Here is a 23,998-nt window from a genome sequence, read left to right as displayed (position 1 = left end):
AACGACCGTGACGGCCATCACACGCCCGCCGCTGGGACCCGCCTCCCTCGCAGAACGCCCGGTATGTGGCGACGACGGCGGCGAGCACGGTGGCGAGCGAGCCCGCGACGATGACCAGGGTGTGGTCGTGGAAAGCGAGAACCGTCAACGCGGTTCCCGCCACTACGAGGAGCACGGCCAAGGTACTGCGGTAATTCCCACGCATGGCGATGCCGGCCTTTCTCGGAATGACGACAGGAAGAGATGGAAGGAGCCGCGGAAAAGCGGCGCCCTGCGACGTCTACAGCGAAACGCATGGCCGGCGGCGGACGCCAGATTTCGAGCTGAGTTGGGACGGCTTAAGCCGGCTCCCCGCCGTATAGAGACTTCGTGGGCCGCACCGGTACGCGGAAAACCACCCCGAGGACGGATTGGGACGCTGTACGCTCGGGCCGGGAGTCAAGCTGAGACCGATTGGGACACCTGACGACCGGTCGAGGACGCTCGTCAACCGCCCGCCATCGGTACGATCACGCCATCGATGGCCGCTCTCGGTACGGCCGCCCCCCTCGCCGCACTACCAAGGAAGGAGTAGTGCTCGTGCCATGTGCAAAACAGCTGTGACCACCGACTTGAGCACCATCACGACATGGCCGGAGGCCATTGCCGAGCTGAGGAAGATACGGGCGACGAAACCCCGGCAGAGCTACCGCCACCTGCATGACAAAATGGTGCGCGGCAACCGGGACAACGTGCTGACCTCGGACAGCGTCCCCAGCAAGTCGACGCTGCAACGCATATTCACCGGCGAAAAGCGGCCCAGGGTCAGTTATCTCATCGGCATTCTGTACGCCCTCGACGTCCCGCGCGAGCAGTGGTGCGCCTGGCGTGACCTCGTGAGCCGTCTGGAAACCGCCGAGCAGGGCGATTGTCCGGCGAGTTCCAAGACGGCGCACGATGAGCTGGCGTTCATGAGGTTCCGGCTGGAAAGCGTCGAGAAGGAGATGAAGGCGCTGCGCAACCTCGTTCTCGAAAAGGAGGACAAGCTGGAGAAGGCGCTGCGTCAGGTCCAGGAGCTGCAGGAGCGGCACGAGAGCGCCGCCGAGCGGCTGCAGACATGGGAAAGACCTGCGGCTCCGCGCGGCGAGGTGCCGGCCGTGAAGCCCGGCTTCATCAAGACGCGGGCGAAGCCCGAGCAGCGCCACCTCAGCCCAGGCTCCAACGTCTCCCTCATCCGCCCCTATGTGTACGGCGAGACGTGCGGACGCAGCGCCTGGCCGGGCGACAGGAGCAAGCCCGCAGCCGAACGCGAAGCCGGGAAACCGTCCTCCGTATGAGTGGAGGGGCCCGCGTGGGCCCCTCCGAGCCGGGCGGTCGATCGTGTGCGCGGTGTTGCGCCTCTTCTCCAAGACCGCGACGACGTCGCGCCACCGGCCACCGTGGGCACTCAACCGGTCGGCATACGGGTGAACAGCGTGACGCCGAGCTCCCGCTCCAGGTTGCGGATCTACTGCGAAACGGCCGGCCGGGCGACCGCAGCACCTCGGCCGCCGCCGTCACCGAGCCCTCCTCGGCCACGAGACGTGGGCCTGTCAGTCCATCAGAGCACGGGCGGGTCGAAGTCGAAGTCGAGGCGCCGGCCCCTCTCCGCGACGAGCACATCGGGGTGCCCTCGGCCCAGGATCTGCGTGTAACGCTGCAGCGTCTCGTTCCTGAGCGCGTCCGCCTCGCGGTACGCGCCGAGCTGCCGGAGATCGACGACCAGGTTCGCGGACGCCGCCAGGGTGAGCGGATGCTCAGGGCCGAGTAGATCGCTCAGCCGCTCCTTCGTCGCCTCCCCAAGTGAGCGTGCCTGCTCGTGCTCGCCCATCGCGGCCAGGTCGCTGGCAAGGTTGATCGCGCAGGTGAGGGTGAACTGGTGATGGCGGGTCAGCCTCCGCTTGAGGCCCTCGAACGCCTCTCTGTCGAGGTCGACCGCCTCCTGCACACGTCCGTTGATCCTCAGCAGCAGCGCGTGGTTGGTGTCGCAGCCGAACTTGAACGGGTGATCCTTGCCGTACATCTTCTTGAAGCGCGGCGACAGATCCTCAAGGAGCCGCAGCGCCTCGACCACCTCTCCCGAGGCCCGCCGCGCGTTGGCCAGGCACAGGCCGGCGGCCAGGGTGTCGGGGTGGTCGAGGTCGACGTTGCGCACCTGCACCTCGAAGGTGCGGCGCGCCAGCTCCAGGGCCTCCTCGATCCGGCCGTCGCGCCGCATGGCGATGGACAGGTCCTTGGCGACGCGCAGGGTCCACGGGTGCTCGGGGCCGAGTTGCTCGACGCCGTACTCGTAGGCGTCCTCGCCGATGTCACACGCCTCGCGATACTGACCGAGCAGCCGGGTGAGGCGGGCGAGGCCGTTCCACGACGACAGGACGTTCATGCTGCTGACGTCGGTGCGCGCCCGTTGCGTCTCAAAGGTCTTCTGCTGCAGCTCAAGGGCTTCTGTGTACTTGCCGAGCAGCAGGTAGTCCAGCGCCAGGTTGTTCTGTGCCCGCAGCGTGCGCCGGCTCTCCGGCCCCCATTTCTCCTCGTGGAGGCGGAGCGACTCGCGGTCGTGTTCGAGCGCCGCCGCGAAGTCGCCTCGGAACCGGAGGTCGGCGCCATGGCTGTTGAGCAGCAGCAACGTCTGCTCGTGATACTCACCGAGCACGCGACGCATCCGCTCGAGAAGTCGCTGGTTCAGCGCGAACGACCCCTCGATGTCCCCCAGCTCCCGGCGGATGATGGCCTGGTGGCGCTGCGCGGCCAGAACGTGTTCGCCGTCTTCGCCGTCGGCCCGCCACTTCTCGATGAACCCCTCGACCATCACCTGCGCCGACTTGAAGTCACCCGAGGAGTAGAGATAGCGGACGATCTTGAGAGCGAACTCCCGAATGCGCGGATCACGAGAGCTGCGCACCTCGGAGGGCCCGATGTGGCCCAGGAGGGCGCTGTAGCGAGGCCAGGACGCGTTGCTGTCCGGCTCGGACGAGGCCACCGAGGCCGCGAGGAGGCGATGTGCCTCACCGCGCATCGCGGCGTGCTCGACTTTGGGCAGTTCGTCACGGAGCAGCGCCTGGATCAGGCGGTGCACCTGGAGCGTACGGCTGGCGGAGTCAATCTTGACCAGGGCATAGCGGCCGAGCTCGCGGATGACGCGGCTGGTCAGGATGGGGTCGGCGAGAATCTCCGCCAGTCTCGAGCCCTCGGCGTAGCTCTCGGGCAGCCGCTGGAAGAGGTCGCGCGGGATCGGCTCGGGCCCGAGGAACGCGCAGCAGCGCAGCAGCTCGACCGCCACCGGCATCCGATCGGTGAGCTGTGTCACCGACAGGGCCCATGCGGCCGACATCGACAGCGGGTAGTCGGCGGCTTGTTGGTGCCCAGCAGCCGGGTCGTCTCCCTTTCGAGCAGCTCCAGGTAATCCTCGACCGCGATGCCGGTCTCGACCTGCAGGGCACCCGCCTGCTCCAGAGCCAGCGGCAGGTCCCCCAGCGCCTCGGCCAGGCGGTCGGCCTCGGCCTCCGTGATCCCCTGGCGGGACCGCTTGATGAGGAACTCGATGCTCTCCTCGCGCGGGAAGACGTTGACCGGCACCGTGGGAACCACGCCCTGCCAGCTGTGGTTGCGCGAGGTGATCAGCACGTGGCCCGGCCCTCGGGGCGCGATCCTGTTGATCTCGTCGACCTCGTCGGCGTTGTCGAAGATCAGCAGCCACTTCTCGTACGGGTCACCGCGCCGCAACGCGTCGAGCGCGGCGTCGGCCGCTTCCTCGACACCCGTCGAGGCACTGACGGGCAGCCGCAGCTCGCGCGCCAACCCGGCCAGCGATGACTTCACCAGCATCGGCTGGTCGGCAGGGATATACCAGACGACGTCGTATTCACGGCGATAGCGGTAGGCGTATTCGATGGCCAGCTGCGTTTTGCCCACGCCCCCTAGTCCATGGAGCGCATGCGGAACGACCGCGGCAACGTTGGACATCAAGCTTTCGTGCAGCTCTCGCAGCAATTCGGCGCGGCCCGTAAAGTTGTTGTTGCGCTGAGGCACACGTCCCCAGATGGGAGGCACACGCCCCGAATCCGGCGAAAGGTGCGAAACCGACACAATACCGCCTACGCTAGAACCGGACTTTGAAATCAAGCTTAGACGTCACGCCGACTCTGGTGAACCCTTTGTGGCGGGGCGGTATCGCCATGCCGTCCTAACCATGGGAAGATAAGGCTGAACTATCACAGCTTATGGATCGGGGAACACCATGACCAGCAAGGAGACAGAGTACGGCGGCGGCCTTGTCGACGTGAGCGGGTTGAGCTTGACCGAACTTGAAAGCCTGCCGGCCTCCCGCTTGACCACGGCTCTGAAGCGCCTTGTCGATGAGGTTGACTCCGGACCGGTCGCGGGCTTTCAATCAGCTCTTTGACTTCTGACTGACACGTTCTAGCCTGTACCAAACAATTATGTACGGCGGCCTTGGGCAGGCGACGTGACGGTCGGGGCGGGTGTGTGAGAGAGCCGGATTGGGAGCGGCTGATCAGACAACTGAGCCGTGGAGACTGCACGCCTCTGCTCGGCGCCGGTGCATGTTTCGGACGCTTACCGACGGGCAGCCAGCTCGCCCAACATTTCGCAGAACGTTACGAGTACCCCTTCGCCGACACGCATGACCTGGCCCGAGTCATGCAATACGCGGCCTGGGCGAGCGGCGACCCCGTGGAGTTGAAGCACGAGGTCTGCACCTATCTTCAGGAGTACCTGCCGACGGACGATGTCTGCGACACGGACCCCCATACAATCCTGGCAAATTTCCCCATCAAGACGTATCTCACCACAAACTATGACGATTTCATGATGCGGGCCTTGCAGCAGGAGAGCGGGGGGCGCAAGCAGCCGGTCAGCCAGGTCTGCACCTGGTGGGACGTCGGGGAGAAGAAGCCGTACCTCGAGCAGCCGACCGAGGACGAGCCGCTGATCTACCACCTGCACGGCCGGTGGAACGATCCCCGCTCGCTGGTGCTCACCGAGGACGACTACCTGACGTACCTGGGCAACCTGGTGGAGATGAGCGCGTCCGCCGAGTCACCTCTGCCCAGCCCGGTGCTGAACACCATGACCGTCAGCCCGTTGCTCTTCGTCGGCTACAGCCTGCGCGACTGGAACTTCCGGGTGCTGTTCTACGGACTGCTCAAAGGAATGCCGGCGAACATGAGACGGCGGCACGTGAGTGTCCAACTGATGCCGGATCTCAACACGTCCGTGGCGGATGCCGCGAACAAAGCGCGGGAATACCTTCAGCGGTACCTCGACGGCTGGAACATCACGATCTTCATCGGCAGTACCGAGGAGTTCTTCGAAGAACTGCGTAGCAGGATGTGAGGGGGCGCATGCCAGTGACGGACCCGCAGGTGCAACCGTACGTGGGATTGCGTCCTTACCGCCGTGAGGAGAGCGCGCTTTTCCACGGGCGCGGCCGGGAGGCCCGGGAGGTCGCGACGCTCTGGCAGGCCGCGGGACTCACCGTCCTCTACGGCGCCTCCGGCGTGGGGAAGACCTCCCTGCTGCACGCCGGGGTACTGCCGCTGCTGGAGCCGGATCGCACCGACGTGCTGCCCGTCGCGCGCATCGCTCCCCGCATGAACAGGCCCAAGGCAGGCGAGAACCCGTACGTCATGGCTCTGCTGTCGTCCTGGGCGCCGGACCTCGACCGCGAGCGCCTCGCCGGCATGACGATCTCGGACTTCCTGAACGACCGGCCGGAGCGTACGGACATGTACGGCGATCCCGTACCGATCCTCGCGGCCATCGACCAGGCGGAGGAGATCTTCCACGGCTCGCCGGTGCTGGAGAAGGAGCGCAAGGCCTTCCTGGACCAGCTGGCCAAGGCCGTCGCCAAGCACCCCGGGCTGCACGTCCTGCTGGCCCTGCGCGAGGAGTACCTGTTCCTCGTCCTCCCGCACGAACGCCGGATCGGGCAGGGCTCGCGTACGCGTTTCCACCTGGAACCCCTCACCCCGGAACAGGCCATGGAGGTGGTGCACGGGCCGTTGCCGCAGACCGGCAGGACCATCACACAGGCCGCCGCCGAGCTCCTCATCGACGACCTCCGAACGGTCGTCTTCGTCAACGAGGCGGGCGAGACCTCCACCATCCGGCTCGACACGGTGGAGCCCATCCAGCTCCAGGTGGTGTGCTCCGCCCTGTGGGAGGCGCTGCCGCCGGAGGTCACCGAGATCACCGAGGAACACGCCCGCCTGTACGCCAGGGTGGAGGAGTTCCTCTTCGCCTACTACAAGCGCACCGTGGCCGAAGTGGCCGCCGAGCACGGCCTGCCGGCGAGCAAGCTCCGCCTGTGGATGCGCAACGCCTTCATCACCGAGCACGGCACCAGGAACGCCGTCTATGAAGGACTGACGGAGACCAAGGGCATGCCGAACGCGGTGCCGCGTGCCCTTGAGGAACGCCATCTCCTCCGCGCCGAGCACCGGCTCGGCATCCGCTGGTACGAGCTGACCCACGACCGGCTCATCGCCCCCGTCACCAGATCCCACTCGCCGGAGTCCTACCTGAAGGAGGCTCGCCAGGCGGTGGAGGAACACGACTGGGACCGTGCGGAACGCCTGGCGGACGCGGCCGAACGCGCCGCCGACGTGGGCGAGGCATGGGTACGCGCGGAAGCGGCGGAGATCTACGCATGGGTTGCGCACGCCCGGGGCGACATCCCCAGCGCCCGGCGGCACTGCGAGGAGGCGGCGGGGATCTTCTCCGAGTACCAGCGCTTCGACGGCGTGGCCCGCGTACTGACCAAAGAGGGGCTCCTGTGGCTGGACCAGAACGACTCAGTCCAGGCCATCCAGCGCATCAAGACGGCGCTGGACTATGCGCCCAACGACGTGTCGGCCCAGATAGCCCTGGCCAGGGCCCTCAAACGGTCGAGCACCCCCAAGGCCGCCGAGACGATTCTCGCCGGTCTTCCGTCAGGTCTTGTCCAGGAAGCGCTGCGGACACTTCGCGATCCGGACTGATTCATTATGCTCACGCCCATGACGCACGCTTCACGGGCAGGCAGACATTGCCCGAATGGCCGCTGACTCTCGATGTGGCCGCGCTGGCCGGGACCGGCCGGCGGCCGACGCCGTTCAGGCAGTTCATTCTGAAGATCCACAGCAGATGTGATCTGGCCTGCACTTATTGCTACATGTACGAGATGGCCGACCAGAGCTGGCGGTCACGGCCGAAGCGCATGGCGCCCGACGTGGTCGAGGCGGTGGCGGCGCGGATCGCCGAGCACGTACAGGCTCACGATCTCCCGTCGGTCGAGGTCATCCTGCACGGGGGCGAGCCGCTCCTCATGCGTCCCGAGGAGATCGACAAGCTGGTCGGAACGGTACGCGGCACCGTCGACGTCCCCGTCGACCTGAGACTGGTCACCAACGGGACGAGGCTGGACAGAGCGTATCTGGACCTGTTCGACCGGCACGAGATCGGTGTGGCCGTCAGTCTCGACGGGGGCGAGCAGGCACACGACCGCAACCGCAGAACCGCCGACGGCCGAGGAAGCTACCACAAGGTCGCAGCCGGCCTGCGGATGCTGACAGAACCGCCCTTCCAGCGCCTGTTCCGCGGCCTGCTCTGCACGGTGGACCTGCGCAACGACCCCCTTGAGACCTATCAGGCGCTTTTGGCATTCGACCCTCCGACCATCGACCTGCTGCTTCCGCACGGCACATGGTCGGAACCTCCTCCCGGGCTGGGCAGCGGCGATCCCGCCACGCCCTACGCCGATTGGCTGATCGCGATCTTCGATCAGTGGTATTCCACGCCGGCTCAACCAGTCGGCGTGCGGTTGTTCGACGACATCATCCACCTGCTTCTCGGTGGCAGGTCCACCAAGGGCGAACAGGTCGGCCTGGCCGCCGCCGCCATGGTGGTCATCGAGACCGACGGTGAGATCGAGCAGTCGGACATCCTGAAATCCGCCTACCCGGGTGCGCCGAGCACCGGATTTCACGTCTTCCGCGACTCCTTCGATGACGTTCTGCGGCTGCCGTCCATCGCGGCACGCCAAATCGGCTGGTCGGCGCTCTCTGACACGTGCAAAGCCTGCCCTGTGGGCCGGGTCTGCGGCGGTGGTCACTACGCTCATCGTTATCGGCCTGGCAGCGGCTTTCTCAATCCGTCTGTCTACTGCGCCGACTTGCTGCGGCTCATCACACACATTCGAAACACGATCCAGCGCGACATCACCGCACTGCAGAAGGACCACAGATGAACCTCGCAGAGCACCGCATTTCTGCTGCGGCCTTCGACGAATTGGCCTCTGGCGCCGGGGGAACGGCAACGGTAGAGCAGCTCAAGGCCGGCCAGCGCAGCAAGCATCTTCTGCTGCTCCGGGGCGTTCTCGAGAAGACGCGCACCGACGGTCATCCGAGCTGGCCCGAGGTGCGCCGGGCCTACGACCTGCTCGCCGGCATCCAGGCCGCGCACCCCGAAGCGGTCAACGCCGTGGTGCACCACCCCTCCGTCGGCGCGTGGGCGCGGCACACGATCCAGACCCTTGAGGCTCCCGAGCAGATGTCCGCGCTGGCGGCCGCCGCGGCCATCCGGGCCGGCGTCGCGTGCGACCTCGACGTCGCCGCGATGGACGGAGTGATCAACCTGCCGTCTCTCGGGCAGTTCACCGTGGGTCACGGCGTCGCCGTCGCGACCCTGCACTGCTCGCCCGACGGCGTGGAGGTCTCCGCCGGGGGCAGGTTCCTGGAGCTCACCGACGACGAGCCGAACTGGCGGCCGCTGCGCCCGCTGTCCGCGCAGGCCGACGACCTGCGGCTCGATGTACTGATCGACGACCTGGACCCGCACCGCATGCCCGGGTCCGACGCCCTGCGCGACCCCCTCACTCCGGAGGAGGCGCGGCGCTGGCAGGATCTCCTGGAAGAGGGATGGGACCTGCTGGTACGCAACCACCACCCGGTGGCCGAAGAGGTGTCGACGGCGATCAGCGTGTTCACTCCCCTGGCCCCGCCGCCCGACGGCATGTCCAGCGCCACCTCGCGGGAGACGTTCGGCTGCATCGCCATGTCGACTCCGCCCGACGCCCACGCGCTGGCCGTCACCCTGACGCACGAAACCCAGCACGCCAAGCTCTCGGCCCTGCTCGACGTCGTGCCCCTGACCAAGCCCGACAACGGCGCGCGCTACTACGCGCCGTGGCGTCCCGACCCTCGTCCGGCCGCCGGCCTGCTCCAGGGCACGTACGCCTATGTCGGCGTCACCGACTTCTGGGAACGCCAGCGGCACCTGGAGAGCGGGGAAGCGGCGATTCGCGCGAACGCGGAGTTCGCCCGCTGGCGTGCCGGGGCACGCCAGGTCGCGGACACCCTCCTCGACAGCGGCGCGCTGACCGAGCCCGGCGAGGTCTTCGTCCGGCGCATGGCGCGCAGGCTCGACGAGTGGGCGCGCGAGCCCGTACCGGCCGAGGCCGCTGCCCTGGCCGCCGGAGCCGCCGACCGGCATCGCTCCCTTTGGCGCGAACGCAATCAATGACGCATCGGGTCATGACACCTTTCATTTGACGGCGCCCGCATTCTCCGAGTGCGGCCTACCATCAAAGGGGAGGTGTCATGCTCCAATATGCCCGGCGCGTACTCCACGACATACGCGAACGCAGGAATATCGAGGCCTACGTCATCTCCCTGCTCGCCATCGTGTTCGCGGCGCTGACGCTGATCGGCGATAAGGTCGATGATCAGTTGAAGTGGGCCGTGCTGCTGGCCGGCGTAGGCGTCCTCGTCCATCAGATCACCGTGCCTCGGAACGAGGGCGCCTTGACGGATCGGGTTCTCGAGGACCGGACCGGTTTCGAACGCGTCTCCTTGAAGGACCGGCTGCGCACGAGCCAGGAAATCTGGATGTTCGCGCCGTCGGGCGTCAACTTCCTGTCAGAGGACCACTGCGGCGCGATCCGTTCGACGGTGCTGAACCGGCATGATGGGAGCGTCAAGATGGTGGTCCTCGACCACGAGGAGTCCGAGGCGGTGCGGATCGCCACCCAGCAGCTCGACAACGGGCTGGAATATCCGCTGCAGACGCTGGCCGACAGCATCGTCACCACGAGAAGCAGAATGGCCGCGATGGCGTCGTGGCCGTTGCCGGGCGGCCGCGAATTCCGGCTGTTCGGCTACAATCCCGGATTCAGCCTGGTGGCGTTCAACCCCACCCGGCCGGACGGGGTCATCATCGTCGAGATCCACGGGGTACGCAATTCATCGACGTCCGGCAGAATGCATTTGGAGTTGACCAAGAAGAACGCGCCGTATTGGTATACGTACTGGCTCGACCAGTTCAACGCGATCTGGAACGCCGCCAAGCCGTTGCCCCTGCCACCCAAGGCGCCGGCAGGAAACCTAGACTAAAGCCCACGAACCTGGACGGCGCATAGCACAGCCTTACAAGTCCGGAAATATACGCCATTCACCTTCGTAGCGCGATAGAACACTACGGCACACGGGCTCTTTCGAAGATCTTTTGGGGTTTCGCTGGGCCGCACTTTTGACGAGCCAGCAAACTGAAGGCCGTGACGAAAGATCTCACCGACGCGCGGGACCGCCTGATCTCCCCCCGCGAGCTTCACCAGGTTGCGGCCCTGCTGAACATGCCGCGTCTCGACGAGAATGCCGTGCGCGAGGACGGGGCTCCGTACACGAACCACCAGGCCGCGCTGTACGCCGGCATCGCCGCGTGGGCGCGGCTGTCGGCAGAGGCGGCCGAGCAGCTCGGCGCGTCGGAGGAGCCTGAAGCGCGCCAGGAATTCGCTTATCTCATTGAATACACCGACCGGCATGCCAAGGGCTGGTATCCGGCGCCCAGCGATGAATCCAGTGGAATGACGCTGGCGGACCGGGCCGAGACGGTCGCGCAGACCGTGCTCACCAGCTACATCAACCACCTGGCCGACAACCGGGACGACTACGAGCTGTGGCTGGTCGACTCGCTGTCCTTGCGGGCCAGCGTGTGGCACGTGAACACCGCCGAGTCGTACCCTCGCGGCCTCGGGCCCGACCGGCCCTCCTCCCCGTACGCCTTCTCGGACGCGGCGATCCCGCCGCACGCCGTCGAGATCCGCACCCCCGTCCAGATCCACCGGGTCATGGACCACCGCATCGCCCCGTGGCCCGACACCGTCTTCTGGGAGCCCGAACCGGCGGTCGGCCTCAGCCCGGCCTACCTGGCCTCCACCGACCACCGCCAGAACTGACGCCCTCTATGAGGTGGGTGAGGGCACGCCGGTCCTCACCCACCTCACCATGTCACGTGCCGAAGGACCAGGCGAAGATGTGCGCCGTGGCCGCGGTCGCCGGTGCGGGCAGGGTCAGGGACTTGACCTGTTTGCCGGGGTCGAGCTCGATCGGGGTCGTGGCGAAGACGTACACGTTGATGTCCTGGCGGCCGCCACCGCCGTCCAGCCGGTACGGCGTGCGCAGGACGATCTCGTTGCCGAAGCGGGGCGGGTAGGCGTCGCGGGCGAGCGCCCAGTCGCTGAAGCCCACCCGGGCCTGCTGGGTCGAGCCGTCGGTGTACGTGATGGTGATGTCGGTCTCGATGTCGCCGGAGGCGCCGGCGCCGAGGAAGACGAGGGTGGTGGCGCCTTCGGGGGCGGAGACGTCGATAGTCTGGCCGGTGGCCTGGACGTTGTCCCACTCCCCCGGCGCCCGGTCGGGCCAGGTGAACGTGTGGCCCTTCCAGGTGAGCTCGGCGCCGGGGCGGGCGCCGGCGGCGGCGAGCGCCTGGGCGCTGTAGCTCCAGCCGATGCCGTCGAAGTTGGCCAGGCCGGCCTGCTCGTCGTCGCCGATGCCGGCGTTGTTCTGGTGCCACTCGATGGTGCCGCGCTCGGCGACGTTGAGCTTGACCGCGGCGGTGACGCCGTCCGCGTCGAGCTCGACGGGCACGGTGGTGAAGCCGGTCGGCAGATCGGCGGCGGTGGCGAGGGTGATCTCGGCGGTGGCCTTGCCGTTGGCGGGGACGTCGAGGGTGCCGCTCTCCGGGGTCACGGTGACGCCGGTGGGCGGCTCGGCGGTCCAGGTGAGCGTGCCGCCCTCGCCGACGGCCTGGACGGTGAGCGTGGTGGTGACGGTTCCGCCGGGTTCGACGGGGGACGCGCCGGGGTCGAGGCTCACCAGGTACGGCTTCATGCCCGCCTGGAAGCTCGGCGGCGGCTCCTCCGCACCGAACGAGGTGTCGGGCCGGGAGCCGAGCGCGAAGTCGAGCCTGCCGCTGGTGAACCCTTCGGGCAGCCACGCCCGGTCCGTCGCCTTGCCGTTGACCTTGACCGCCTGGATGTAGCGGTTGGTGTCGGAGGCGCCGGGGGCGTTGATGGTGATCGTCTTGCCGTTGGAGCGGGTGACGGTGATCTTCTCGAACGCGGGGCTGTGGAGGATCAGCTCCGCACGCCCCGGGATGGCGGGATAAATCCCCATCGATGCCCAGACGTACCAGGCGCCCATCGTGCCCAGGTCGTCGTTCCCGGTCAGGCCGTCCGGCGTGGGCTTGAACAGCTCGTTCCTGGCCCGCGCCACCAGATCCTGCGTCTTGTACGGCTGACCCGCCCACACGTACAGCCACGGGCTGAGCAGCGACGGCTCGTTGCCCAGGTAGGCGTGCGGCTTGTTGGGCCCGGCGTTCAGCTCGGCGAAGAACTCATCCAGCCGCGCGATCGCCTTGTCGACCCCGCCCATGGCGTCGAACAGCCCGCGCGGGTTGTGCGGCACCATCCAGTGGTACTGGGCGCCGTTGCCCTCCACGTACATGGACGGGCTGGCCGGGTCGAAGTCCGGCGTAAACGAGCCGTCGCCGAAGCGCGGCTGGATCCAGGCGTTGGCCGGGTTGTAGGTGTTCTGCCAGGACTGGGCGCGCCGCATGAACGCATCGCGCGTCTTCGTGTCGCCGAGCCGCTCGGCGAGCTGGGCGATGCCGAAGTCGGCGATGGCGTATTCGAGCGTGGTCGAGGGGTCCGTGGGGACGTAGCCGTTCTTCAGGTACGAGGCGTTGCCCGGCCGTTCCGTGTAGCCGGTGGCCGGGTCGGCGCCGATGCGCTCCGCGCCCTTGACCATCGCGGCCAGCGCGCCCTTGGCATCGAAGTCGCGCGCGCCGAAGGCGTGGATGCTGGAGATGATCGAGTGGTACGGGTCGCCGTTCATGACGCCGGTGATCGTGTTCTGGTGCGACCAGCGGTCCCAGACGTCGCCGATGGCGTGCGCGTTCTCGTACATGGACTGGGCGATGTCGCTCGCCACGTCGGGCGCGAGCAGCGCGATGAGCTGCATCTGGCTGCGGTAGACGTCCCAGCCGGAGAACGTCGCGTAGTGGTGGTGTCCGCGCCTGACCTGGTGTGTGCGGTAGTCGAAGCCGGTGTAGGTGCCGTCCACGTCGTCGAAGACGTACGGCTGGAGCAGCGCGTGGTACAGGTTGCTGTAGAACGTGCGCTTCCTGCTCTCGTCGCCGCCGGTCACCTTGATCTGGCCGAGGCGCTCGTTCCAGACGCGCCTGGCGTTCCCGGCGATGCGGTCGAAGCCCTGAGAGCCGACCTCGGCGCGCAGGTTGCGCTTCGCGCCGTCGATGCTGACGTACGACAGGCCGACGCGCATCTGCACCGGCGTCTGCGGGTCGAACTGGAGATACACCCCGATGCCCGGGCCCTTGACGATCACATCACGCGCGGCCTGCCTGGCCTGCCGCTGTTCGGCGGGCGGGCTCGGCTGTACGGCGGGCCTCCCCTCCCCGGCGGCGGGCTCCCCCTTCCCGGCGGCGGGCTCCCGCTTCTCGGCAGGGGCGGTCGTGACGCCGGCCAGGCCGTGCGGCTTCACCGCGGGCGGCACTTTAGCGCCGGAACGGCCCTTCACCCGCAGCTCGCCGGGCACAACCGAGCCGTCGCGCCAGGTGCCGAACGCGCGTACCGGCTTGTCGAAGGTGGCGTGGAAGTAGACGTAGTACCGGCTCTGCGCGCCGCAGAAGCCGCCCGTCTTGGCCCAGCCGCTCACGGTGAGACCACCGTCGCGGCTGATCGTGGCCTCGGCGTCGTCCACGCCGTTGACGGAGCCGCTGACGTTGAGCAGCAGGGTGAGCGGCTGGCCCGCGGGACCGGTGAAGCGGCCGACGCCCGCCCTGGTCGTGGCGGTGACCTCGGCTTTGACACCGCTGTCTAAAGTGACCCCGTAATAGCCGGGCGAGGCGCTCTCGTTCTCGTGCTTGAACGTCTGGACGTAGTCGTCGAAGTCCGTGGCGGGGGAGCTCTCGACGGTGCCCGAGATGGGGAGCACCGGGAAGTCCTGGGCGCCGGTGCAGCCGGGGCCGGAGATGTGGGTGAGCGACAGGCCGCGCAGGCGGTTGTCCTCGTACTTGTAGCCGCCGCCCGAGGCGCGGACGGTGTCGGGGCTCCACTGCATCATGCCGAACGGCAGGGCCGCGCCGGGGAAGTTCATCCCCGCGCCGCCGCCGTGCCCGAAGTCGGGGCCGCCGTCCTGGGTGCCCATGAACGGGTTGACGTACGCGGCGAGGTCGGCCGGCGGGGCTGCGGCCTGGGCGGGTAAGGAGAGGCTGGGGAGTGTGACGGCGGCGGCTAAGGCCGCCACCCATGCTGAACGGGACAAGGCTCCTCCATGAGGGGCTCGCGTTGCTGCGGGCCCGCACTGCCGCGGTCGGCGGGTCCGCCCGTAGACAACGTTGTCAACCTAGGGACCACTAAACGATCCCGACCGGGGTCTGTCAAGGCGAGTCATCCCACCGTCCACAGCCCCTCCCGCCGCCGTGCGTGCACGGCCTTTTCAGGAGGGGAGAAGGCAGGACCTGTCGAGGCACGTCCGTCCACAACCTCACCCGCCGCCAAGGGTGCACGGCCTCGAGGGAAAAGGGGGCCTTCCCCCACCGAGCCGAGCGTGCGCGGGGGAGGCAGGGCCGGGCTGCCCGTGCGGGGAGGCAGGGCCGGGCTGCCCGTGCGGTGGAGGCGGAAGCCCGGCGGCACGCACGGCGGGCAGGAGCCGTCCCGGCTAACCGGGGGCTTTCAGCAGGCGCTTGTCCGGCTTGCCGTTCGGGCCTGCGGGCACCTCGTCGATGACCGTGATCGTGGCGGGCACGCAGGCGGCCCCGAGCCGCTCCCTGACCAGGTGGCGCAGGGCGTCGAAGTCGGGGGTGCGGCCGGGTGCGGGGACGACGAAGGCGTGCACGGCCTCGCCGGTGTCCTCGTCGGGCGCGCCGATCACGTACGCCTCGGCGAGGTCGGGCGAGGCGGCCAGGGCGCGCTCGATGGGGCCCGCGTAGTGCAGCTCGGCGTTGACGATGATGACGTCCCTGGTGCGGCCGATCAGGTGGAGGCGGCCGTCGGCGTCGAAGTGGCCGAGGTCGCGGGTGCGCACCCAGCCGTCCACGAAGACCCGCGCCGTCTCCTCGGGGTCGCCCCAGTAGCCGACGGCCTGGGACGGGGTGCGGACGTACAGCTCGCCGTCCTGGCCGGGCGGCACGGGGGCGCCGGAGGCGTCCCTGATCGAGATGTCGATCACGTCGGGCGGGACGCCGAGCGACGGGGGCGGGTCGTCGGGGGTGGCCATGGAGATCGTGCCGGTCTCGGTCTGCCCGTAGCCGTGGAACACGACCGGGCCGAGCACCTCGCGGGCCTCGCGCAGCCGGGCGGCCTGGACCGGCGAGCCGGACACCATGAGCGCGCGCAGGCTGCTCAGGTCGGCCGGGGTGGCGCGCTGGGCGGCCACCAGCTTGTACAGGCGGGGCACGGTGATGACGCCGGCGCTGGCCCGGTGCTTGACGATCGCCTCGGGCAGCGACGGCGCCTCGGCGGCGACGAGGGTGCCGCCTGCGGCGAGCGTGAGTATGCCGTACTCCATCATGACCTGGCTGCTCAGCGTGCCGAACACGAGATAGCGCTGGAGCCGGGAGGCCAGCTCCCTGATCGCGGGCGGCCACGACTCGGGGCGGGCGGTCCAGGCGGCGTTCATGGCGGCGTACGTCTGCGCGCACGCCTTGGGCGTGCCGGTGCTGCCGCTGGTATGGACGATCCTGGCGACGTCGTCATGACGGCCGGACAGTACGAGTGGCCCGCCGTCGTCGGGCGCCGACAGCAGGTCGTCCAGGCGCAGGTCGCCGGGGCCCGGCTCCCCGTCGGTCACGGCGGCGGTGATGTCCTGGCTCAGCAGGTGGCGGAGCTGGGCGTCGGGCAGTCCGGGACGGACGCCGACGACGCGGGCGCCCACGACATACCCGGCGATGATCGCGGCGAACGCCTCGGGCGAGATGCCGAGCAGCAGCGCCAGCCCGTCACCGGGGCCGACGCCGGCGGCGCGCAGCCCGGCCGCGCACCGGCGGACCATGCCGAGCAGCCGCGCGCCGGTGACCGCCCGGTCCCCGTGCTCGAACACGGGGCGGTCGCCGGCGGCGGCCAGCAGGTCGAGGACGGGACGGGGGTACGGATCAACCGGCATCGGCCAGGCATTCCTTGGCGAAGGCGGTCAGCGGCTGGCGGTGCACCACCGGCAGGTCCCACTCGTTCTCCAGGTTCTCGGCCAGGTGGTGTACGGCGTTCAGCTCGCCGTCGCGGTAGTAGCGCACCACCGGGTGCAGGTAGCTGGAGTCCTGGGCGTGCTCCCAGTCGTTCTCCTTGACGCGCGGGACCGAGATGTCGAACGGGTCCGTGGTGTCGTGGCCGGGGCCGTATTCGAGGGTGACGACGAACCGGTGCCTGGCCGGGCCGAGCCCGCCGTCGGCGACGTACGCCACCGGCACCTCCTCCTGGTAGAGGGCCCCGCCGTTGACGGTGACGACGTCCCCGAGCACGGAGAACTGCTGCCACAGCGCCGACGACCTGTTGACCCGCTCGATGATCGCGTCGCTGACCGCCTCGGGGCTGGGCTCGATCTCGTTCGCCGGCCAGGAGCCGCCGTGGTAGCGGGTGGTGAGGATGCGGTGCAGGGCGCGCACGCCGTACCTGAAGCCGTGGATGAAGCCGCTGGTGCCCTTCTTGAAGTCGCGCTGCTGGGTGAGCGTGCCGGCGAAGTACAGGTCGGGGACGTTGACGGACTCGTACGCGGAGGTCTGCTCGGGGAAGCGGTCGTTGACGACGAGCGCGGGCCGGCAGGAGTCGTCGAACACCGAGGCGTCGAACCGGAAGCCGGTGCACGCGATCACCCGGTCGTAGCGCAGCTCGCGCAGCGCCTCCACGGTGCGGGCGTAGCGGAAGATGACGCGGTAGCCGCCCTCGGGGAGGGGCTCGATGCTCTCCACCGTGCCGTCGAGCACCGAGTTCTGCGACTTGAGCTGGTAGGTGTCGAGGAAGTTGTTGTTGACCGCGCGCAGGTGGCCGACGTAGTGGGACTGCCAGGCCATCCTGATCGAGTGCGGCCCGGCGACGTGGATGACGGCGGCCTTGGCCACGAGCGCGTCGGCGGTCTCGAAGCCGGAGTTGCCCTTGCCGATGACGAGCACCCGCTGGCCGGTGAAGGAGGCGGGGTCGGTGTCGAACGTGTCGTAGCGCTCGGCGTGCTCGATGCCGGGGATCGGCGGGACGTACAGGCGGGAGACGCCGGTGGCCATGATGAGCCGGCGGCCCCGCCAGGTGCGGCCCGAGGCGTCGAGGATGCGGAAGCCGTCGTCGTCGCGGCCGATCCGCACGACGTCCACGCCGTACTCGGCGCGCACCCCGGTCCGTTCGGCGTAGTCGGCGAGATAGCGCACGAGGTCGTCGGCCTGCGGGAAGTACTCCTCGCTGTAGCGGGTGAACAGCAGGTCGGGATCGTCGCTCAGCAGCGAGTTCCAGTCCATGCGCAGCCGCAGCTCCGGGTCGGCGTACCCGGTGTGCACCTTGTTGATGGAGATGAGCTGGCGGTGCCGCGGGAAGCGGGTGAAGAAGGTGCCCGGCCCCGACCCGCGTTCGAGGACGACGTAGTCATGACCGTGGCGTTCGAGAAGTGCGGCGAGCTGCAGCCCGGCCGGTCCGGCTCCGATGATCACGTAGTCATGCGCCATGATCTGGAAGCTAGGGACGAATTCTCAGAGGATTCTGAGAATCACCGCCCTATCGTCCGGTCATGCGCGACATCGAACTCACCGCTCCGCTGTGTCCCGCCGATCTCCGCCGCGCCGCGGCTCCCGTGTCCGTTCTCGTCGATCCGAGCGTGCGCGGCCGCGTCGAGCGCGGCCGCGGCTACCTGCGCGAGGTGCTGAGCGAGGAGGATCGCCCGGTGTACGGCGCGACCACCGGTTTCGGGGCGCTCGTCGGCTTCGCCGGCCGGGAGGATGAGGCCGACCAGTGCGACAACACGCTCGCCCATCTCGGCGCGGGTCAGGGCCCCGACCTGCCGCTGGAGGTGGCCAGGGCGGCGCTGCTGGTCCGCGTGTGGTCGCTGGCCCAGGGCCTGTCCGGGGTGTCGGCGCACGTGGTGGACGGGCTCGCGGCGATGTTCGGCACGACGTTCGTCCCGGCGGTCCCCCGCTACGGCTCGGTGGGCGCGAGCGGCGACCTCATCCCGCTCGCCTACGCCGCCCAGGCGCTGCGCGGCCGTGGTCACGCGTACGTGGACGGGCGGCGCATGCCCGCCGCCGACGCGCTGGACGCGGCCGGGCTGAAGCCGCTCTCGCTCGACGGGCGGGACGCGCTGGCCCTCGTCAACGGCACCTCGCTCACCACCGCCGCGACCGCGCTCGCCCTGGACAGCGTGCGCGCCTCGCACCGGGCCGTGCAGACGCTCACCTGCCTGCTGGCCGACCTGCTCGGCTGCGATCCGCAGTTCCTCGATGCCCGCCTGCTCGCCGCGTACGGGCATCGCGGCGCGGCGGACGTCGCCGGCGGCATGCGCAAGACGCTGTCGGGGACACGGCCTTCGGGGACGCGGGCGCTGCAGGAGCCGTACAGCATCCGCTGCTCGCCGCAGCTCCTGGGCGCGGCCGAGGACGCGCTGCGGTACGTGGACGGCGTCGTCGCGGCCGACCTCGCGAGCGTCAGCGACAACCCGCTGTTCTTCCCTGAGGACGACCTCGTGGTGCACGGCGGCAACTTCTTCGGCCAGCCGGCCGCGTTCGCATCCGACGTGCTGGCGATGGTGATCGCGCAGCTCGGCAACCTCGCCGAGCGGCAGCTCGATCTGCTCGTCGATCCGGGGCGCAACGGCGGGCTGCCGCCGATGCTGGCCGCCGGGCCCGGCCGGCAGCACGGCATGCAGGGCGTGCAGCTCGCCACGACGGCGTTCGTCGCCGAGCTGCGGCGCGCGGCGGTGCCGGCGGGGATGCAGAGCCTGCCCACGAACCTGCACAACCAGGACGTGGTGCCGTTCGGGACGCAGGCGGCGCTGCGGGCGTACGACATGGCGGGGCTGCTGCGGCTGCTGTGCGGCTCGCTGGCCGTGGGGCTGCGGCAGGCGGCGCACGTCGGCGCGCGCCGGCCCACCGCCCCGGCCTGCGCGGAGCTGCTCGACGCGCTGGCCGAGGCGATCCCGCCGATCGACCCGGACCGGCCGCTGGACGAGGACGTCCGCACGGCCGCTGATCTGCTCACCGGGGTGAGTCAGTAGGGCGGCGAGTCAGCAGGGCCTCGGGTCAGTAGAGTGACGGCGTGGCAGGTGAGCAGCAGCCGAGTGCGCGCGTGGACAGCTGGATCTGGGCGGTACGCCTGATCAAGACCAGGTCGATGGCGGCCGACGCCTGCCGGGGCGGTCACGTGCGGGTCAACGGCGTACGCGTCAAGCCCGCCCACGCCGTCCGCCCCGGCGACGAGGTGCGGCTGCGCCACGAGGGGCGCGAGCGGATCGTCGTCGTCTCCAAGATCATCAACAAGCGGGTGGGCGCCGCCGTGGCCGCCGAGTGCTACGTCGACAAGAGCCCTCCGCCGCCGCCCCGCGAGGAGATCGTGCCGGTCGCCGTACGCGCGCGTGGCGCGGGCCGCCCCACCAAGCGCGAGCGCCGCGACATCGAGCGGCTGCTCGGCCGGCGGGCCCGCCGCGACTGAGCGCCCGCCGTGCGGCGAGCGCTCAGCGGGCGGGCGTGCGGGGCCGGTTCCACCACAGGGAGAGCCCCAAGGCGGTGCCGATGAGCAGCGCTCCCCCGGCCGCGAACAGCGCGGCCGTGTCCACCTTCTCCCGCACCACGGTGAACGCGGCAGGCAGGGAGCCGAGCGCGGTCTGCAGCTCGTCGGCGTTCTCGGCGCGGTGGTAGGAGCCGCCGGTGGTCTCGGCGATCTTCTTCAGCGTGGCCTCGTCGATGCTGCGGACGTTGCGTCCGCGGTCGAAACCGCCCCTGCCCCAGCCGCCCCATGAGCCGAAGCCGCGCCCGTCGAACTGGGAGCTGTCGCACACCATGGGCGCGGGGGTGGTGGTGCCGAAGCCGATCGGGAAGACGCGTACGTGGCGCAGCGCCGCCTCCTGGGCGGCGGTCTGCGGATCGACTCCCTGGGTGTTGGCGCCATCGGTGAGCACGACGATCGCGGCGGCGGCGTAACCGGCCTCACCGGCGGGCGGGGTGGCGCCGGTGGGCGCGACGGACGGGTCCACCTCGGCGATCGCGTCGATCGATGTGAGCATGGCCTGCCCGATGGCGGTGCCGCGGCCGGTGACGAGGTCGTCCAGGGCCTCGATCAGCGCGTCGGTGTCGTCGGTGGGCGGGACGAGCAGTCCCGAGGTGCCGGAGAACGTGACGAGCCCGATGCGCGGCCCGCCCCGCTGCGACTCGACGAACTCGGCGGCGGCCTTCTTCGCGGCGGTCAGGCGGTTGGGTTCCACATCCGTCGAGCACATGGACATGGACGTGTCGAGGGCGAGCAGGATCGTCGCCGACCGCTGCGGCACCGGCACCTCCGCCTGCGGCCGGGCGGCGCCGACCGCGAGCAGCGCGAGCCCCGCGACGAACAGCGCCGGCGGGACCTTCCTGATCCACCGGGTGCGTCCCGGCACGGCGGCGCGTACGAGCGCGATCGAGGTGACACGTACGGCGGCCCGTCTGCGGCGGCGCAGCGCCCACCAGCGCACGGCGAAGATCAGCGGGATGACCAGCGCGAACAGCAGAGCCCACGGCCACGAGAACGTCACGTCAGATCACCCCCGAGCATGTCGATGTCGGCGGCATTCAGATCACCCGTCCAGAGCGGAGCACGGTGAGCGCCGCTCCTGCGGTGAGCAGCGCGATGGCGAGCCAGATGAGCCCTCCGGCGAGGGGCAGCGGCTCGTCGGAGACGGTGAGCCGCAGGTCGATGGAGTCGGCGATGCCGTCGAGCCGCGCGGCGTCGGAGGCGGGGTGGTACTCGCCGCCGGTGGCGCGTGCGATCTGCGTCAGGGTCTCCTCGTCCAGCGAGGTCTGCAGGTGGTAGCCGTCCACCTTGACCGTGGCCCCCGCGGTGGTGCCGACGCCGACGGTGTGCACCTGTACGCCGGCCGTCTGCGCGATCTCGGTGGCCTTGTCGAGGTCCCGGCCCTGGTTCTGGCCGTCGGAGAACAGCACGATCGTCGCCGACGGCCAGTAGCCGATGTCGGGTATGTCGCCGTCCTTGCCGATCGTCACCTGCTTGCCGCTGATCGCCGTCAGCGAGACCGCGATGGCCGCGCCCAGCGAGGTGCCGCCGGAGATCTTCAGCCGGTCGATGGCCTTGAGCGCCTTGGCGTGGTCGGGATCGGGGCGCGCGGTGGTGAGCGCACCGCGTTCGAACGCGACGACCCCGATGTCCACGCTGTCGGGCTGCGCCTCGACGAACGCGCGCGCCGCCCGCTGCGCCGCCGCCAGCCGGTTGGGTGCGACGTCGTCGGCGCCCATGCTGTTGGAGACGTCGATGGCGAGGATGACGGTGCCCGCCGTACGGGGCACCGGCACCATGGCCGTGGGACCCGCCGTGGCGATCGCCAGGACGGCGACGCCGGCGATCGTCAGGCCGGTGCCGAGGCCGGCGCCGAACGACGTACGGCGGCCTCCTGACAGGACGACACCCGCGGCGGCCAGCGCCGCCCTGCGGCGGCGGGCCGAGACGACGGCCGCCCAGGCGAGCGCCGCCGTCACGAGCAGCCCGGCGACGAGCAGCAGCGGGGAGGACAGGGTCATGACGCCTCCTCCACCGGGGCGATGGGTCCTGTGATCATGAGCGCCTGTCCCTGGTCTTGGCGACCACCTCGACGAGCGTCTCGGCCAGGTCGCGGTCGGTCTCGACGCGGTGCACGGGCACCCCGGCGCGGCGCATGCCCGCCGCGAGCCCGGCGTCGCGGGCCTCCACCGCCTCGCGGAACCGCACCCGCAGCAGCGGATCGGCGGAGTCCACGACGAGCTGCTCGCCGGTCTCGGCGTCCTCGACCACGATCAGCCCGGCCTCGGGCAGCACGTCGTCGGCGCTGTCCACGATGCGCAGCGCGACCACCTCGTGCCGGCGGGCCAGGCGCTGCAGCGAGCGTTCCCAGTCGCCCTCGCCGATGAAGTCGGACAGCACGAGCACGAGGGCGCGGCGGCGGGCCAGCCGTCCGGCCGCGTCCAGCATCGCGGCCAGGTCGGTCGTGGCGCCCCGCTTGGCGGCGCGCTCCGCGGTGCGTTCCAGCTCGGCGGCGATGCGCAGCGCGTGCTTGCGCGTCGTCCCGGGTGGCACCACGCGCAGCATGCCCGTGTCGTACAGCAGCGCGCCCACCCGGTTCCCGCTGCGCCCGAACAGCCGGGCGAGAACCAGCGCCAGCTCGGCCAGCACGTCATGCTTGGCCCGCCCCGGGCGGCCCGCCGCCATCGAGGCCGACCGGTCCAGCACCAGCCACACGGTCAGCTCGCGGTCCTCGGTGAAGACCCGCAGGTGCGGCTCGTCCAGCCGGGCGGTCACGTTCCAGTCGATGTGGCGGGCGTCGTCGCCCTCGCTGTACGCGCGCAGCCCCGTGAAGTCGATCCCGGCCCCCCGGTACGTGGTGCGGTGGGCCCCCTGGAGCCGGCCGTCGAGCCTGCGCACGACCTTCCACTCCAGGCGGAGCAGGAGTTTCTCTGGGGCGGTCGCCATGGCGGCTCAGCGGTTCTGCAGGACGACGTCGGGGGCGCGGACCGCGCCGAGCACCCTGGTGACGATCGTGTCGGGATCGACGTCGTCGGCGAGGGCCTCGTACGACAGGACCAGCCGGTGGCGCAGCACGTCGAGCGCCAGTTCGGCCAGGTCGTGCGGCAGCACGTAGTCGCGGCCGCGCAGGAACGCGAGGGCCCTCGCCCCGGTGACGAGCGCGATGGAGGCACGCGGGCTGGCGCCGTGGGTGACGTACCGCTCCAGCTCGCCGAGCCCGGCGGTCGCCGGCGAGCGGGTGGCGGAGACCAGGCGGACCGCGTAGTCGATGATCGACGGGTCGACGTACACCTGGCGGGCGCGTTCGCGCATGGCCATCAGGTCGCCGGGGGTGAGCATCGGCTGCGGCGGCTCCGGCGGGCGCAGCGCCCGCGCGACGATCGCGTGCTCCTCTGCGTTCGACGGATAGTCCACGATCACCTTCATCATGAACCGGTCCACCTGCGCCTCGGGCAGCGGGTACGTGCCCTCCGACTCGATCGGGTTCTCCGTCGCCATGACCAGGAACGGCTCCGGCACCTGGAACGTCTCCCGGCCGATCGTCACCTGGTGCTCCTGCATGACCTCCAGCAGGGCGCTCTGCACCTTGGCGGGGGCACGGTTGATCTCGTCGGCGAGCAGCAGGTTCGCGAACACCGGGCCGAGCTCCGTCTTGAACTCGCCGGAGTGCTGGTGGTAGACGCGGGTGCCGATGAGGTCGGCGGGCACCAGGTCGGGGGTGAACTGCACGCGCTGGAAGGTGCCGTGGACGGCGGCGGCCAGCGACCGTACGGCGAGGGTCTTGGCCAGGCCGGGCACGCCCTCCACCAGGAGGTGACCGTCGGCGATGAGCGCGACCGCCATGCGTTCGAGCAGCACGTCCTGCCCGACGATCGTACGTTTGACCTCGAACAGCACCTGTTCGAGCGGGTGGGCCTGGTCCGGCTCTGGTCGGGTCATGGGGTCCCTTCG

At 69.8% G+C, this 23,998-nt stretch carries 17 protein-coding genes and 1 pseudogene; 10 read left to right on the top strand and 8 right to left on the bottom strand.

Features of this window, described 5'->3' with window-relative positions:
* The first annotated feature begins 599 nt into the window (after positions 1 to 599).
* A complete protein-coding gene (locus WBK31_RS39505) occupies positions 600 to 1,316 on the top strand; it encodes a hypothetical protein (protein WP_378785396.1) in 717 nt (238 codons plus the stop codon).
* A 263-nt stretch (positions 1,317 to 1,579) separates the two neighbouring features.
* On the opposite strand, the pseudogene fxsT reads toward WBK31_RS39505, so the two are convergent.
* Positions 1,580 to 4,047: pseudogene (gene fxsT, locus WBK31_RS39500) on the bottom strand (FxSxx-COOH system tetratricopeptide repeat protein).
* A 208-nt stretch (positions 4,048 to 4,255) separates the two neighbouring features.
* Between fxsT and fxsA the strand changes: the two are divergent.
* The 7 genes from fxsA (at position 4,256) to WBK31_RS39465 (ending at position 11,251) form a co-directional block, all read left to right on the top strand.
* Positions 4,256 to 4,420 carry an FxSxx-COOH cyclophane-containing RiPP peptide gene (fxsA, locus tag WBK31_RS39495; RefSeq protein ID WP_364068101.1) on the top strand — a complete coding sequence of 55 codons (165 nt, stop codon included), beginning with the start codon at positions 4,256 to 4,258 and terminating at the stop codon, positions 4,418 to 4,420.
* 83 nt (positions 4,421 to 4,503) lie between these two features.
* On the top strand, positions 4,504 to 5,373 hold the full coding sequence (locus tag WBK31_RS39490) for an SIR2 family protein (protein WP_364068102.1): 870 nt from the start codon (positions 4,504 to 4,506) through the stop codon (positions 5,371 to 5,373).
* Between the two features lie 8 nt (positions 5,374 to 5,381).
* On the top strand, positions 5,382 to 7,019 hold the full coding sequence (locus WBK31_RS39485; RefSeq protein WP_364068103.1) for a tetratricopeptide repeat protein: 1,638 nt from the start codon (positions 5,382 to 5,384) through the stop codon (positions 7,017 to 7,019).
* 74 nt (positions 7,020 to 7,093) lie between these two features.
* A complete protein-coding gene (locus WBK31_RS39480) occupies positions 7,094 to 8,266 on the top strand; it encodes an FxsB family cyclophane-forming radical SAM/SPASM peptide maturase (RefSeq protein WP_364068104.1) in 1,173 nt (390 codons plus the stop codon).
* Positions 8,263 to 9,540 carry an HEXXH motif domain-containing protein gene (locus WBK31_RS39475; RefSeq protein ID WP_364068105.1) on the top strand — a complete coding sequence of 426 codons (1,278 nt, stop codon included), beginning with the start codon at positions 8,263 to 8,265 and terminating at the stop codon, positions 9,538 to 9,540. Before WBK31_RS39480 ends, WBK31_RS39475 begins: the two co-directional genes overlap by 4 nt.
* Positions 9,541 to 9,617: 77 nt before the next feature.
* The gene (locus WBK31_RS39470; RefSeq protein WP_378785401.1) at positions 9,618 to 10,409 is read left to right on the top strand and encodes a hypothetical protein; all 792 of its coding nucleotides are present in this window, start codon (positions 9,618 to 9,620) and stop codon (positions 10,407 to 10,409) included.
* Between the two features lie 161 nt (positions 10,410 to 10,570).
* On the top strand, positions 10,571 to 11,251 hold the full coding sequence (locus WBK31_RS39465; protein WP_364068107.1) for a hypothetical protein: 681 nt from the start codon (positions 10,571 to 10,573) through the stop codon (positions 11,249 to 11,251).
* 52 nt (positions 11,252 to 11,303) lie between these two features.
* Here the strand turns inward: WBK31_RS39465 and WBK31_RS39460 are convergent, their stop codons facing one another.
* The 3 genes from WBK31_RS39460 to WBK31_RS39450 form a co-directional block, all read right to left on the bottom strand.
* Positions 11,304 to 14,639, bottom strand: coding sequence for a GH92 family glycosyl hydrolase (locus tag WBK31_RS39460; RefSeq protein ID WP_406674053.1), 3,336 nt, complete (start codon positions 14,637 to 14,639; stop codon positions 11,304 to 11,306).
* A gap of 396 nt (positions 14,640 to 15,035) precedes the next feature.
* Positions 15,036 to 16,478 carry a fatty acid--CoA ligase family protein gene (locus tag WBK31_RS39455; protein WP_364068109.1) on the bottom strand — a complete coding sequence of 481 codons (1,443 nt, stop codon included), beginning with the start codon at positions 16,476 to 16,478 and terminating at the stop codon, positions 15,036 to 15,038.
* Positions 16,468 to 18,018: an NAD(P)-binding domain-containing protein gene (locus WBK31_RS39450; protein ID WP_364068110.1), complete on the bottom strand. Its 1,551-nt coding sequence runs from the start codon at positions 18,016 to 18,018 to the stop codon at positions 16,468 to 16,470. The genes WBK31_RS39455 and WBK31_RS39450 overlap by 11 nt, the downstream gene beginning before the upstream one ends.
* Positions 18,019 to 18,080: 62 nt before the next feature.
* Between WBK31_RS39450 and WBK31_RS39445 the strand changes: the two genes are divergently transcribed.
* Positions 18,081 to 19,559, top strand: coding sequence for an aromatic amino acid ammonia-lyase (locus WBK31_RS39445; RefSeq protein WP_364068111.1), 1,479 nt, complete (start codon positions 18,081 to 18,083; stop codon positions 19,557 to 19,559).
* A gap of 41 nt (positions 19,560 to 19,600) precedes the next feature.
* Positions 19,601 to 19,993 (top strand): RNA-binding S4 domain-containing protein, encoded by a 393-nt coding sequence (locus WBK31_RS39440; protein ID WP_378785405.1) that lies wholly within the window; start codon positions 19,601 to 19,603, stop codon positions 19,991 to 19,993.
* Positions 19,994 to 20,015: 22 nt separating this feature from the next.
* Here the strand turns inward: WBK31_RS39440 and WBK31_RS39435 are convergent, their stop codons facing one another.
* From WBK31_RS39435 to WBK31_RS39420, 4 genes are read right to left on the bottom strand one after another with little or no spacing between them, the layout of a single operon-like run.
* Positions 20,016 to 21,068: a VWA domain-containing protein gene (locus WBK31_RS39435; protein ID WP_378785407.1), complete on the bottom strand. Its 1,053-nt coding sequence runs from the start codon at positions 21,066 to 21,068 to the stop codon at positions 20,016 to 20,018.
* Between the two features lie 37 nt (positions 21,069 to 21,105).
* On the bottom strand, positions 21,106 to 22,068 hold the full coding sequence (locus WBK31_RS39430; RefSeq protein ID WP_406674052.1) for a VWA domain-containing protein: 963 nt from the start codon (positions 22,066 to 22,068) through the stop codon (positions 21,106 to 21,108).
* Between the two features lie 34 nt (positions 22,069 to 22,102).
* The gene (locus tag WBK31_RS39425) at positions 22,103 to 22,993 is read right to left on the bottom strand and encodes a DUF58 domain-containing protein (RefSeq protein WP_364068115.1); all 891 of its coding nucleotides are present in this window, start codon (positions 22,991 to 22,993) and stop codon (positions 22,103 to 22,105) included.
* 6 nt (positions 22,994 to 22,999) lie between these two features.
* On the bottom strand, positions 23,000 to 23,986 hold the full coding sequence (locus WBK31_RS39420) for a MoxR family ATPase (protein ID WP_364068116.1): 987 nt from the start codon (positions 23,984 to 23,986) through the stop codon (positions 23,000 to 23,002).
* Positions 23,987 to 23,998: the final 12 nt, after the last annotated feature.

The sequence above is a fragment of the Nonomuraea sp. N2-4H genome (genome assembly GCF_045291505.1).
GTDB lineage: Bacteria > Actinomycetota > Actinomycetes > Streptosporangiales > Streptosporangiaceae > Nonomuraea > Nonomuraea fastidiosa.
Note: the sequence above shows the minus strand (reverse complement) of the source record. Positions and strands in the feature narration are given on the sequence as shown.

Coding starts and splice junctions, on each gene's coding strand:
- WBK31_RS39445 (WP_364068111.1), top strand. CDS start 18,081: ATGCGCGACATCGAACTCACCGCTCCGCTGTGTCCCGCCGATCTCCGC.
- WBK31_RS39450 (WP_364068110.1), bottom strand. CDS start 18,018: ATGGCGCATGACTACGTGATCATCGGAGCCGGACCGGCCGGGCTGCAG.
- WBK31_RS39475 (WP_364068105.1), top strand. CDS start 8,263: ATGAACCTCGCAGAGCACCGCATTTCTGCTGCGGCCTTCGACGAATTG.
- fxsA (WP_364068101.1), top strand. CDS start 4,256: ATGACCAGCAAGGAGACAGAGTACGGCGGCGGCCTTGTCGACGTGAGC.
- WBK31_RS39455 (WP_364068109.1), bottom strand. CDS start 16,478: ATGCCGGTTGATCCGTACCCCCGTCCCGTCCTCGACCTGCTGGCCGCC.
- WBK31_RS39430 (WP_406674052.1), bottom strand. CDS start 22,068: ATGACCCTGTCCTCCCCGCTGCTGCTCGTCGCCGGGCTGCTCGTGACG.
- WBK31_RS39425 (WP_364068115.1), bottom strand. CDS start 22,993: ATGGCGACCGCCCCAGAGAAACTCCTGCTCCGCCTGGAGTGGAAGGTC.
- WBK31_RS39485 (WP_364068103.1), top strand. CDS start 5,382: ATGCCAGTGACGGACCCGCAGGTGCAACCGTACGTGGGATTGCGTCCT.
- WBK31_RS39470 (WP_378785401.1), top strand. CDS start 9,618: ATGCTCCAATATGCCCGGCGCGTACTCCACGACATACGCGAACGCAGG.
- WBK31_RS39420 (WP_364068116.1), bottom strand. CDS start 23,986: ATGACCCGACCAGAGCCGGACCAGGCCCACCCGCTCGAACAGGTGCTG.